Below are 12,792 nucleotides of genomic sequence, written 5' to 3'. Positions count from 1 at the left end.
GCGCGCGTGGCGTCAACACGTGGATTCCTGGGGGTCAACCGAGCGTGGCACGACTATAGCCATGGGCTAGCGCGGCCGGTAGCGCGGCGGCGTTCAGCACAATGCGGTAGCCGCGGAATCCAAACATCGCACGCAACTGCGGCTCGGCTTTGGCGTCCAGCGCCACGCACTGCACCCGCAGGCCACGGCGACGCAGCGCCAGCACCGCTTCGCGCGCGTCTTCCACCAGGTAGCGCGCATCGTGCACGTCGATGTCGGATGGCGCGCCGTCGGTGACGACGATCAGGGCGCGGCGTTCGCCGGGCGCGCTCAGCGCCAGCTCGCCGGCATGGCGCAGCGCCGCGCCCAGGCGCGTGGAATAGCGGGCCCGGGCCGCCGCGATGCGGCCCAGGGCCGCGTCCGTGGGCGACGCGCCGGCATCCAGCAGGCGGTAGTAGTGAACGGCCGCGCGCGTATCCGAACAGAAACCGTGCACCGCGAGGCGGTCGCCGCTCTCGGCCACCGCGCCCACCAACAGCGCGGCCGCGCGCTTTTCCAGGTCGAGCACGGTGGCGCCGTCCTGCGGCGCCGGGTCGTTGGCCGAGGCCGACAGGTCCAGCAGCACCAGCGTGCTGCAGACGCCGGGTTGGCTGCCCGGCCGCTGGAAGAAACGCGCGTCCGGCGCCAGGTCCAGGCGCAGGTCGATCATGACTTCTATGGCGGCGTTCAGGTCGATGTCATCGCCCTCCCATTGCCGCCGCAGGCGCCGCGCCCGGTCCAGGCGGCGCGCCCGCGGCAGCGCCAGCCGCGGCTGGCGCAATCCCGCCAACGGCGCGGCGTCGGCGCGCCAGCCGGGCAGGCGTTCGACCACGGTGCACCAGTCCGGCCGGACACGCGCCAGCCGGTAGTCCCATTCCGGATAGCCGTAGCGGCCCAGTTCCACGTCCTCATCGGATTCGGCCTGGGTCTCGCCCGGCGCCGCCTCGCGCGCTTGCGGCGGCGCGCCCTGACTGCCCAGGGCCAGCGCGGGCGGCGGCTCGGCGGCGTCGCCGTAGTCCCACAGGTAGCTGCTGTCGTCGCGGTAGGCCACCGGCACCACGTACTGCAGCGGGTTGAAGCGCACCCGCATCTGGCCCAGGTCGTTGGCCAGCAGCGAGGCCAGCCGGCGGAAGGCGGCGATGTCGGCCAGGTCGGCCGCGGCCTGCGCCTCGAACAGGTCGCGCGCCTTGTTGACCCAATGGTTGTCGTCGCGCAGCGCGGGATCCATCAACAGGCGGCACAGGCGCCGCACCAGCGCGGTGAAGCTCAGATCGGTAGGATCGGGCGGCAGCGGGATGAACGGTCGGAACCAGCGACGCACGCCGGGGTACAGGGCCGCCAGCACGCGCTCCACGCGCGCGTCCTCGACGGCGGACACCACCGCCAGGCCCATCGGCTTGAGGCTGGCCACGGGTTGGGCGGCCGGGGAATACAGCAGGTGCGCGGCTGCGTGGGCCACGGCGGCGCGGCGCAGCGCGGCCGCGTCCGGCGCATCGACGCGCGCCGTGGCGCCCGCCGGCAGCAACAGATGCGTGGCCGTCAGCACCGGCCGCGGCGGCGCGCCGGCCGCCTCCGGATCCAGCGACTCGACCGCCATGGCGCGCCCGGCCAGGCCGCACAGCAGCCACGACAGGTCCGGCTCGGCGGGATCGCGCGCGGCCGAACGCACGCGCGCGACCGCCGCGCCCTCCCCTTGCCCCGACGAATGCAGGCCGCGCATCGTCATTCCAGGTTGGCGTCGATCAGCGCCCGCAACGCCGCCGCCATGTCGGGATCGTCGGTCAGGGCGCGGGTCATGGTCATGTCGCAGCTCTCTGCCGGACTGACGCCGTCGCGGATCAGCACGCCGGCGTAGATCAGCATGCGGGTCGACACGCCCTCGTCCAGGCCATGGTGCTTGAGCTCGCGCGAACTGTGCGCGATGCGCACCAGCCGGCGCGCCAGGCCGGCGTCGATGCCGGCCTCGTGCGCCACGATCGCCGCTTCGTGCCCGGCGTCGGGATAGTCGAAATCCAGCGCGACGAAGCGCTGCCGCGTCGACGGCTTGAGGTCCTTGGCGCTGCTCTGGTAGCCGGGGTTGTACGACACCACCAACTGGAAGTCGGGATGGGCGTGGACCACCTCGCCCTTCTTGTCCAGCGGCAGGATGCGGCGCGCGTCGGTCAGCGGATGGATCACCACCGTGGTGTCCTGGCGCGCCTCGACCACTTCATCCAGGTAGCAGATGCCACCGTGGCGCACCGCCAGCGTCAGCGGGCCGTCGTGCCAGGCGGTGCCGTCGGCGTCCAGCAGGTAGCGGCCGACCAGGTCGGAGGCCGTCATGTCCTCGTTGCAGGCCAGCGTCACCAGGGGCCGGCCGAGCTTCCAGGCCATGTATTCCACGAAGCGCGTCTTGCCACAGCCAGTGGGGCCTTTCAGGATCAGCGGCAGCCGGTGCGCATAGGCATGCGCGTACAGCTCGGCCTCGCGGCCGCTGGGACGGTAGTACGGTTCTTGCGCAATCCGGTAGGAGTCGAGCGGAGCGGTCACGGTACGGGTCCTGTGCAGCGGTCCGGCCGGCGCGCGGCCGGACCTGGCGAACGAAAGGAAACTAGCGGTGTTGCGGCGCCTCGTTTGGAATGCCGTCGATCGGGCATTCCGGCGTGCCCACGGTCGAGCGCGTGAACGACTCGACCTGCTTGCGCGTGCCCTCCGGGTCGTTGATCCAGTTGGCGTAGAAGTTGTAGGGGCAGGCGGCCACGCCGGTGGCCTCCTCGCCGGAATTGATCTTGCCGGTGTAGCCGCGGTGCACCAGCTTGAACAGGTGGTTCTGCGACTGCATGTTCTTGCGCGCATCGCGGATCAGGCTGGTGGACAGCTCGGCGTACTGGATGCCCATTTCCTCCTCGCCGCATTCGCCCAGCGTACGGCCGTCGAAGCCGATGATGGCGGAGTGGCCGAAGTACGAGTACACCCCGTCGAAGCCGGCGGCGTTGGCCACCGCCACGTAGACGTTGTTCATCCACGCCATGGCCTTGGACACCATCACCTGCTGGTCCTTGGCCGGGTACATGTAGCCCTGGCAGCGCACGATCAGCTCGGCGCCGCGCATGGCGCAGTCGCGCCAGATCTCGGGATAGTTGCCGTCGTCGCAGATGATGAGGCTGATCTTCAGGCCCTTGGGGCCCTCCGACACGTAGGTGCAGTCGCCCGGGTACCAGCCCTCGATCGGCACCCACGGCATGATCTTGCGGTACTTCTGCACGATCTCGCCCTGGTTGTTCATCAGGATCAGCGTGTTGTAGGGCGCTTTGTTGGGATGCTCCTCGTGGCGCTCGCCGGTCAGCGAGAACACGCCCCAGACGTTGGCGCGGCGGCAGGCGTCGGCGAACACGGCGGTCTCCTCGCCCGGAATGGCCGAGGCGGTGTCGTACATCTCCTTGGCGTCGTACATGATGCCGTGGGTCGAGTACTCGGGGAAGATGACCAGGTCCATGCCGGGCAGGCCGCGCTTCATGCCCACCACCATGTCGGCGATCTTGCGGGCGTTGTCCATCACCTCGGCCTTGGTGTGCAGGCGCGGCATCTTGTAGTTCACGACGGCCACGCCCACGCAATCGTTGCTGCTGGAGATATCTCCGTGTCTCATGACAATGCTCCTCGTTGGTTGACGGTCATACCGTCAGGAAAGACCTGATCTTGTCCTGGTCCACGCCGGCCCGGCCGGCCTCGTGCACGATGCGGCCCCGGTCGATGACCAGGAAGCGGTCGGCCAGGTCGAGCGCGAAGCCCAGCATCTGTTCGGAGACGACGATGGCGAAGCCGCGCTCCTCGCGCAGCGCGTTCAGCGCCCGCGCGATGTCCTTGATGATGGAAGGCTGGATGCCCTCGGTCGGTTCGTCCAGGATCAGCACCCGCGGATTGGAGATCAGCGCGCGGGCGATCGCCAGCTGCTGCTGTTGCCCGCCCGACAGGTTGCCGCCCTTGCGCCGGCGCATCTCCTGCAGCACCGGAAAGAAGCGGTACAGGTAGTCCGGCACCGCCTTCAGCCCGCTGCGCTCGGCGCCGGCCATGATGTTCTGCTCGACCGTCAGGAACGGAAAGATCATGCGCCCCTGCGGCACGAAGGCCAGGCCGCTGCGCACCCGCTGGTAGCTCTCCAGCCCGGACAGCTCGGCGTCATCGAGCCGGATGCTGCCGGAACCGGAACGCAGCATGCCGATCAGCGCCTTGAGCAAGGTGGTCTTGCCCATGCCGTTGCGGCCCATGATGGCTACCGATTCACCCGGCGCGACCTCGAAGCTCACGTCGCGGATGACATGCGATTCGCCGTAGCTCACATTCAACTTGTCGATGCAGAACACGGAGGTCTCCCTGTCAATGGCCAAGGTATACGTCGAGCACGCGCGGATCGGCCTGCACCTCGGCCACGCTGCCCTCGCTCAGCAGGCGGCCCTGGTGCAGCACCGTGACCTTGTGGGCGATGCGCTTGACGAAGTCCATGTCATGCTCGATCACCACCACCGACTTGCCGCGCGCGATGCGCGCCAGCAGTTCGGCGGTCTGTTCGCGTTCGCGCGGGCTCATGCCGGCCACCGGCTCGTCCAGCAGCAGCAGGCGCGGCGCCTGCATCAGCAGCATGCCGATCTCCAGCCACTGCTTCTGGCCGTGGCTCAGGCGACCGGCCTTTTCCAGCAGCCGGTCGGCCAGGAACACCTGCGCCGCCATCGCCTCGATGCGGGCGCGCACCTCGCCGGTGCGGCGAAACCGCAATGAACGGAGCACGCCATGCGCGTTCGGCAGCGAGATCTCGAAGTTCTCCAGCACGGTCAGGTCTTCGTACACCGACGGCGTCTGGAACTTGCGGCCGACACCGGCGCGCACGATGTCGAACTCGGCCATTCGCACCAGGTCGCGGCCCTCGAACATGACCCGGCCGGCGGATGGCCGGGTCTTGCCGCAGATGATGTCCAGCAGGGTGGTCTTGCCGGCGCCGTTGGGGCCGATGATGACGCGCAGCTCGTCCTGCGCCACGCTCAGGCTCAGGCCGTCGACGGCGCGAAAGCCGTCGAACGACACGGTCAGGTCCTCGACGCTCAGGATGGCGCCGGCGCTGGGGTGGTCGATGCGCGTGTCCATGGCGGGGGATTCCGTCAGATCCAGGGCGCCGCTCATTGCGCACCTCCAGCGGCGCGGCGCGCCTGTAGTTGGCTGATCACGCCAGCCAGGCCGTTGGGCATGGCGACCACCACCACGATGAAGATCGCGCCCAGGAAGTACAGCCAGATCTCGGGGAAGGTCTCGGAAAGATAGGATTTGAGAAAGCCAATCAGCAGCGCGCCGACCACCGCGCCCGGGATCGACAGCCGGCCGCCGACCGCGGCATAGATCACCATCTCGATCGACGCCACCACGCCGATGGCCCCGGGCGAGATCAGCCCTACCTGCAAGGTGAAGAACGCGCCGCCGATGGACGACAGCACCGCCGCCACGCAGAACACGCAGGCCTTCACATGCGCCGTGTCGTAACCGGAGAAGCGCACGCGGTCCTCGCGGTCGCGGATGGCGATGAGGATCTTGCCCAGCCGGCTGCGCACGATCGCCAGCGCCGCCAGCATGGCCAGCGTCAGGGCGGCCGCCTCGATCAGGTACAGCACCAGCTTGCCGTCGTCGCCGACGATGTCCCAGCCCAGCAGCGTGCGGAAATCGGTGATGCCGTTGGCGCCGCCGGTGTCGCCCTGCTGGCCGATGATCAGCACCGTCAGCGTCATGGCCAGCGCCAGCGTCACGATGGCGAAGTACACGCCGCTGACCCGCTTGCGGAAGATCGCCAGCGAGAACAGGTACGCCGCCAGCCCGGGCAAGGCCACGATCAGCAGCAGCGTCCATCCCAGCGAATGGAACGGCAGCCACCACACCGGCAGGCTGTCGACGCTGCTCCACACCATGAAATCGGGCAGGTCGGGCGCGGACGCTTCCAGCTTCAGGAACATGGCCATCATGTAGCCGCCCAGGCCGAAGAAGATGCCCTGCCCCAGGCTCAGCACGCCGCTGTAGCCCCAGGTCAGCACGATGCCGATGGCGACGAAGGCGAACGCCATGTACTTGCCGACCAGGTTGAGCCGGAACGGATCCAGCGTCAGCGGCAACACGGCCAGGATCAGCAGCGCCACCAGCGCCAGCGCGATCTCTTCGGTCCTGCGGTGCAATGCCTTCATCGCGTCATCCTCGCGTCTTGGTGGCGAACAGCCCATTGGGGCGGAAGTACAGCACCACGATCACCAGCACCAGGATGGTGACCTTGGCCATCGAGCCGCTCATCAGGTATTCCAGCGTGGTCTGCGACTGCGCGATCGCCAACCCCGAGAACGCCGTGCCCAGCAGGCTCTGCACGCCGCCGAACACCACCACGATGAAGGAATCGACGATGTAGAGCTGACCCGTGCCGGGGTTGGTCGAGCCGATCATGGTGAAGACGCAGCCGGCGATGCCGGCCAGGCCCGAGCCCAGCGCGAACGTCAGCGCGTCGACCCGCCGCGTGTTGATACCGACAGCCCCCGCCATGGCGCGGTTCTGCGTCACCGCGCGCACCCGCAGGCCCCAGGCGCTGCGGTACAGCAGCAGGTAGACGCCGATCGCCACCAGCAGCGTCAGGCCCAGGATGAAGATGCGGTTCAGCGGAAACTGCAGGTCGGGCGTCGGCTCCCACGCCCCGCTCAGCCACGACGCCAGCGGCACGCTGACCTCCTGCGCGCCGAAGATCGAGCGGTAGGTCTGCTGCAGGATCAGGCTCAGGCCCCAGGTCGCCAGCAGCGTATCCAGCGGCCGGTTGTAGAACCAGCGGATAAAGCCGCGTTCCAGCAGGTAGCCGAATGACGAGGTCACCAGGAACGCCAGCGGAATCGCCACGAACAGATAGATGTCCATCCACCCCGGCGCCCAGTGCTGGAACGCCACCGACACCAGGTAGGTGGTGTAGGCGCCCATGGCCATCAGTTCGCCGTGCGCCATGTTGATGACGCCCATCAGGCCGAACACCACGGCCAGGCCGATCGCCATCAGCAGCAGAATGCTGAACAGGCTGATCCCGTTGAAAAGCTGCATTGCGGCGATGTCGATGTTCATGATCGCGTTCCATGTCGCGTTGCCACCGCCGGCGGCGCTGCCGCCGGCGTCCTGCGGGCCCGGCTTACAACTTCGGGAAGGGATTGGGTTCGATCAGGTCGGCCGATTCCCACACCACGTCGAACTGGCCGTCGGGCCGCGCGCGGCCCACCCGCACCTTCTTCCAGACGTGGTGGTTCTTCTCGTGCACCCGCACCGTGCCCTCGGGCGCTTCCAGCGTCAGGCCGGCCGAGGCCGCGATGACCTTGTCGGGATCGAACGAACCGGCCTTCTCCACGCCCAGCTTCCACAGGTAGACGCTGTTGTAGGCCACCTCCATCGGGTCGCCGATGACGCGGTCCTGCCCGTATTTGGCCTTGAAGGCCTTGACGAATTTCTCGTTGGCCGGATTCTTCAGGCTCTGGAAATAGCCCATGCAGGCGTAGTAGCCAGCCGCGTTGTCCTTGCCGATGCCCTCGATCTCGTTCTCGGACACCACGGTGGACAGCAGCACCACGCGCGTGCCATCCAGTCCCGCCGCGCGCAACTGCTTGTAGAAGGCCACGTTGGAGCCGCCCACCACCGTGCTGTAGATGCACTCCGGCTTGGCGGCCTTGATCTTGTTGATGATGGACGAGAACTCGGTGTGTCCGAGCGGCGCGTATTCCTCGCCCACCACCTTGGCGCCCATGTGCGCGATGGCCGGCTTGGCGATCTTGTTGCAGGTGCGTGGATAGATGTAGTCCGAGCCCACCAGGAAGAAGGTCTTGCCCTTCTCGCGCGCCATCCACTCGACCGCCGCGATCACCGACTGCGTGGCCTCCTGCGACGGGTAGAACACGCGCGCATCCTGCTCCTGCCCTTCGTAGTAGGTGGGGTAGTACAGCAGGCCCTTGCTGCGCGCCAGCACCGGCAGCAGCGCCTTGCGCGAGGCCGAGGTGTAGCAGCCGACGATGGCCGCGACCTTGTCGCGGTCCAGCAGCTTGCGCGCCTTCTCGGCGAACACGGCGTTCTCGCTGGCGCCATCTTCGACCACCGGATCGATCTTGCGACCCATCACGCCGCCCGCGGCGTTGATTTCCTCGATGGCCAGTTTCTCGGCGTCCACCAGCGACGCCTCGGCGATGGCGATGGTGCCCGACAGCGAATGCAGCAGGCCAAGTTTCACGGTGGCGTCCTGCGCGAACGCAGCGCGGGGCAATGCGGCCATCCCCGACGTGGCGCCCAGCAGGACCATGGAACCACTGTGCTGCAAAAAGCGGCGGCGGTTGTATGCGCTCATCGATACGCTCCTGTGCGTTTCCGAAGGCAAGCCTGCGGCCTGGCCGCCCGGGATTGGGCGGTCACCAGAGGCAGCCACATCACGACGACAACCGTCCGACCGTCATGCACGTTCCTTCGGGCAAAGCTCCGCCCACGGCGCGTCGTTGCGCCATTCGAAAGAAGACGATATGCAAACGGAAAACGAAAAGGCCCGAGCCGGAAATTCCGGCTCGGGCCCTTTTGCCCTACGCCTGACTGGCAACACTGGCAGTCGGCGAAAATTGGAAGACGATCTTGCGTCTGGAAGGCATTCTGAAGAAGCGCACGGCCTCGTGCCATGCGTATTTTCCCTTACCGGACGCGGCCTCGCGGCCGGACTAGGGCATACGGCGGATCACGCTGTTGGCGTACATCGGCCCCTGCACGTGGTGGCCGGTGACGACGTTGGTCTGGTAGCGCTGCACCACGCCCTCGAGCGATTGCGGATCGAGCAACGCGCGCATCGTCGCGAAGCCGGCCGAGTCCACCCGCGCGGGCGCCTTGCCCTTGGGATAGAGAGGGCGCTTGCCCTCGTCCATCGGCGCCTGCAGCACGCCGCCGCTGGCGATCAGGTCCAGCACCAGCTTGCCGTCGCGCAGCCGCGCCGAGCCGTGGGCGCCGAGTTCGGCATCGTCCAGCAGCAGGCTGCCGGTCAGCGCGTAATCGCCCGACGGCAACGGCTGCACATACAGCCGCAAGGTGTAGGGCGGTTCGCCATTGCGGTCGTCCAGGGTCCAGCGGTACTCGCCGGCGGCCCAGGCGGGCGCGGCTTGCGCCGATGCCGTGGCGGTGGGCGCGGCCGGCGCGGCGGACTGCGCCGCGGCGCCCGCGTACAGCGCCGCGCCCAAGACGGCGGCGCGCAGGGTTTGCGGCAGGAATGCGTGCATGGAATTCTCCTCGTGATGCCTGCACTCGATACGTGCAGGCGAAGCGTTCATCAGTACTTGACGCGCACGCTCAACATGACGCTGCGCGGCTCGCCATAGGCGTTGCCCATGTCGGCGTTGCCCAGGCGCTGGTAATAGACCTTGTCGAACAGGTTGTTGACGTTCAACCCCAGCGAGACGTGCTCGTTGAAGCGATAGCCGACCCGCGCATTCCAGACGGCGTAGCCGCCCTGCGACACGCGCACGGAACTGCCACTGACCGGCCCCTGCGCCGCGCTTTCGGTGTAGATGCCGCTCTTGACGTTGACGCCGCCGCCCACGCTCCAACGGTTCCATTGGCCCGGCAACTGATAGGTGGTCCACAGCTGGAAGATGTGGCGGGGCGTGAAGGTGCGGAAGGCAGCGCCGCCGTTGGTGTTGTCCTTCAGGTAGCGGGTGGTGTTGAAGGTGTAGCCGCCCGCCACTTCCCAGCCCGGCGCGAGCCGGCCCGACACCTCGGTTTCGACCCCCTGGCTGCGCACCTGGCCGCTGGCCTCGTAGCAGCAATCGCCGACCTCGGGGTAGTTCGGGTCGCGCTGCGCGCGGTTGCGCTCGGTGATGCGGAACAGCGCGAACGAGGCGTTCAGCTTGCCGTCCAGCCATTCGCTTTTCAGGCCCGCCTCGTAGTTGGAGCCGACCACCGGCGGTAGCGATCCGCCGCTGGCCGAACGCAGGTCGCTCTGCACGCGGAAGATGTCGGCGTAGCTGGCGTAGGCAGTCCAGTGGCTGTCGATGTCGTAGAGCAGACCGGCATACGGCGTCATGCGGCCATGCTCGCTGATGGCCGGGTCGCCGCGGCCGCTGATCAGATTAGTGCTCTGCGTGCGCCACCAGCTCATGCGCGCCCCCAGCACCAGCGTCAGTGGATCGGCAACTTTCAGGCGCGCCATCGCGTAGATGCCCGACTGGCGCGTCTTGACGTCGCTCTTGCTGCCCCATTGCGGATCGGCCGGTTCCGGATGATCGTGCACGTCATAGTGAAAGACGTCCACCGGCTGCGCCGCGAAGCCCTGCAGCGAACGGGCGTTGTAGGCGCGCGCGCTGCGGTCGTACCAGTTGCCGCCGAACACCAGTTCGTGGCGGCGTCCCAGCGCCTCGAAGGCGCCAGTCACCATCAGGTCCACGCCCAGTTGTTCATTGCGGTATTGGTTGCCACCGGCATAAAGGCGCGGCCCCAGGCCGGTATTACGGTCGACGGCTCCGCGCACGTAGGCGTACTTGAGCTTGCTGGCTTCCTCGGCCTGGTTGACGTTGAGCTTGATGGTCCAATCCGACGAAAACTGGTGCGCCAGCTCGGCAAACACCTGCGTGTTCTCGAAGTCCCAGCGGTTCCAGTCGACGCCCAGATAGGTGCCGCGCGTCAACCCGAGATCACCGCCGTCCTTGTAGCGCGGCATCTGCATCATGTAGGGCAGCCAGTCGCGCTTCTGGTAGCTGCCGCCCACGGTCAGCAGCGTGCGCTCGCCCAGGTCGGCCTCGACGATGCCGTAGTAGGCCTGCTTTTGCGAATTGGCCACGTCGTAGAAATACTTGCGGTCTTCCTGCGCGGTGGCGAGACGGCCACGCACCGAGCCCGACGCGTTCAGCGGCGTCGACAGATCGAGTTCGCCGCGGTAGTTGTTCCATGACCCGGCGCTGGCCGAACCGCTGAATTGCACCGCTCGCGCGGGACGCTTGCGCACCAGGTTGATGACGCCGCCCGGCTGGCCCGCGCCGTTGAACAGGCCGGCCACGCCCCGCAACAGCTCGACATGGTCGAACATGAACAGGTCGGGCTGCGCCCACGATGCGCCGCCGGTCTGCATCGGCACGCCGTCGTACTGGAAGTACTCGATCTGGAAACCGCGCGAATAGAACCGCGGAATCGCGGCGGTGCCCATCAGGTCGATGGTGATGCCCGGGGCCTGCGCCATGGCATCCTCCAGCGACGCCAGGTTCTGATCCTCGATGCGCTGGCGCGTGATGACCGACACCGACTGCGGGATCTCGCGCAGCGACAGCGGCAGCTTGCCGCCGATGGTGACGCTGGGCGCGGTGTAGGACGCGCTGCCTTCAGTGACGCCGACCTGCTCGCCCCGCACTGTCACCGGTGCCAGCGTGGCCGTGCCGCCCGGTTCAGCCGTTTGCGCGCCAGCGTGCGCACCTGCCGCCAGGCCCATCATCATGGCGCCGCGCCGCAGCCATGCGCCGCGCGTTCCACCTGTCTCGATACCCACCATTGCCTCCGCTTCCAGCCCGTTCAACAAGATTGATAATCATCTTCAACGGTGCCGCGGCGGGCAATGCAAAAGGCTTTCGAATTCCGGATTAAGTCTTTCGTTTTTTCACCAGCGACACCGCCTGACGGATGGCCGGCGCGCAATGGCGGCTGCTGGAGGCGGTACACCTGTCCAACACCGAACGTCCGGCGGAATTCCGCGAGGCGGTGCTCGGGTTCCTGCTGGCGCATTGACGCCCGCGTCCGCCCGGTCTGACGGAGCCAGCGCGGGCTCAGCGCAGGCTGCTAGGCGCAGCGCCAAAACGGCGTCGGAAGGCCACCGAGAAATGCGCGGGCGCGTAGCCCACGTGCCAGGCCGCTTCGGAAACGCTCAGGCCGCCGTTCAGGATCAATTCGCGCCCGCGCGTCAGGCGCGTTTCCTGCAGATGGCGCGCCATGCTGACGCCGAAGGCGCGCTTGAACGCCAGGTCCAGCTGACGCGCGTTGAGCCCGAGTTCGCGCGCCAGCGCCGCCGTCGACGGCGCCTCGCGCAAGTCGGCGGCAAGGCGGCGATGCGCCTCGTGCGCCGCGTCCAGTTCGCGGGCCGCGGCCACCGGCGACGCCGCGCGGCAGGCTGGCAACGCCTGCCCGGCCTGGGCCAGCGCCACCGCCGCCAGCTCCAGGCTCTTGGCCGCCAGATACAGCGCGCGCGCCGCGCCCTCGTAGCGGCAGACCCTCACCTGGGCCGCGATGCGCCGCGCCTCGCGGCCCGCCGCCCCGTGCCAGACGACCGGGCCGTCGGCGCCCGCGGCGGGGTCCAGGCCGCGCAGGAAATCGGGATCGATGCCCAGTTCGTCGCGCAGTTGTGCTGCCGGCAACGTGGCCAGCGTGAACTGCTGGTCGACGCCGGCCTCGAACGCATCGGCGCCGCGCGCCTGGGCCGGCATCGGCGCCCAGGCCAGGCACAGCACCGGGCCGCGCAGAGCCAGCGGCGGGCGGTCCTCGACCCGGCTGCTGACGCGCCCATCCAGCAGGATGACCTTGAGGCCGGGGTACAGCGCTTCTTCGCGCCATTCGGTGCGGCCGCGGCGGAACACGCCGGCGCGCAGGCCACGGCCGTTGGCGAGGTCGAAGGACGCGTCGACGCGATGATAGTCGGCGGCGGCCGTGGCGCGGCCGGCGCGGGAATGGAACATGGGAACGATCCGGGCGGTCCGGACAGGCTTATTTGAGAATAATTATTATTACCTTAGCACTGCCGGAACT

12 protein-coding genes are annotated in these 12,792 nt (G+C 68.1%); all 12 read right to left on the bottom strand.

From position 1 onward, the window contains the following. Positions 1–34: 34 nt before the first annotated feature. The gene (locus AC6LKG_RS10130) at positions 35–1,738 is read right to left on the bottom strand and encodes a nitric oxide reductase activation protein NorD (protein ID WP_498164194.1); all 1,704 of its coding nucleotides are present in this window, start codon (positions 1,736–1,738) and stop codon (positions 35–37) included. 2 nt (positions 1,739–1,740) lie between these two features. Then, positions 1,741–2,547, bottom strand: coding sequence for a CbbQ/NirQ/NorQ/GpvN family protein (locus tag AC6LKG_RS10125; protein WP_498164193.1), 807 nt, complete (start codon positions 2,545–2,547; stop codon positions 1,741–1,743). A 61-nt stretch (positions 2,548–2,608) separates the two neighbouring features. Next, a complete protein-coding gene (locus tag AC6LKG_RS10120) occupies positions 2,609–3,646 on the bottom strand; it encodes an aliphatic amidase (protein WP_054434868.1) in 1,038 nt (345 codons plus the stop codon). Positions 3,647–3,671: 25 nt separating this feature from the next. After that, on the bottom strand, positions 3,672–4,361 hold the full coding sequence (gene urtE, locus AC6LKG_RS10115) for an urea ABC transporter ATP-binding subunit UrtE (protein ID WP_498164192.1): 690 nt from the start codon (positions 4,359–4,361) through the stop codon (positions 3,672–3,674). Between the two features lie 13 nt (positions 4,362–4,374). After that, complete coding sequence (gene urtD, locus AC6LKG_RS10110) at positions 4,375–5,136, bottom strand: urea ABC transporter ATP-binding protein UrtD (RefSeq protein ID WP_498164214.1); 762 nt, start codon at positions 5,134–5,136, stop codon at positions 4,375–4,377. A 32-nt stretch (positions 5,137–5,168) separates the two neighbouring features. Further along, complete coding sequence (gene urtC, locus AC6LKG_RS10105; protein ID WP_498164191.1) at positions 5,169–6,215, bottom strand: urea ABC transporter permease subunit UrtC; 1,047 nt, start codon at positions 6,213–6,215, stop codon at positions 5,169–5,171. A gap of 4 nt (positions 6,216–6,219) precedes the next feature. Next, on the bottom strand, positions 6,220–7,122 hold the full coding sequence (urtB, locus tag AC6LKG_RS10100) for an urea ABC transporter permease subunit UrtB (RefSeq protein ID WP_498164190.1): 903 nt from the start codon (positions 7,120–7,122) through the stop codon (positions 6,220–6,222). A 64-nt stretch (positions 7,123–7,186) separates the two neighbouring features. Next, a complete protein-coding gene (urtA, locus tag AC6LKG_RS10095) occupies positions 7,187–8,383 on the bottom strand; it encodes an urea ABC transporter substrate-binding protein (protein ID WP_498164189.1) in 1,197 nt (398 codons plus the stop codon). 358 nt (positions 8,384–8,741) lie between these two features. After that, complete coding sequence (locus tag AC6LKG_RS10090) at positions 8,742–9,290, bottom strand: hypothetical protein (RefSeq protein ID WP_498164188.1); 549 nt, start codon at positions 9,288–9,290, stop codon at positions 8,742–8,744. A 50-nt stretch (positions 9,291–9,340) separates the two neighbouring features. Continuing rightward, a complete protein-coding gene (locus AC6LKG_RS10085) occupies positions 9,341–11,575 on the bottom strand; it encodes a TonB-dependent siderophore receptor (RefSeq protein ID WP_498164187.1) in 2,235 nt (744 codons plus the stop codon). Then, on the bottom strand, positions 11,569–11,778 hold the full coding sequence (locus tag AC6LKG_RS10080) for a hypothetical protein (RefSeq protein WP_498164186.1): 210 nt from the start codon (positions 11,776–11,778) through the stop codon (positions 11,569–11,571). The genes AC6LKG_RS10085 and AC6LKG_RS10080 overlap by 7 nt, the downstream gene beginning before the upstream one ends. 41 nt (positions 11,779–11,819) lie before the next feature. After that, the gene (locus AC6LKG_RS10075) at positions 11,820–12,722 is read right to left on the bottom strand and encodes a helix-turn-helix transcriptional regulator (protein WP_498164185.1); all 903 of its coding nucleotides are present in this window, start codon (positions 12,720–12,722) and stop codon (positions 11,820–11,822) included. Positions 12,723–12,792: the final 70 nt, after the last annotated feature.

The sequence above is a fragment of the Achromobacter sp. 46006 genome (genome assembly GCF_059761975.1).
The sequence above is the reverse complement of the archived record's forward strand: the minus strand, read 5'-3'. Positions and strand labels throughout refer to the sequence as shown.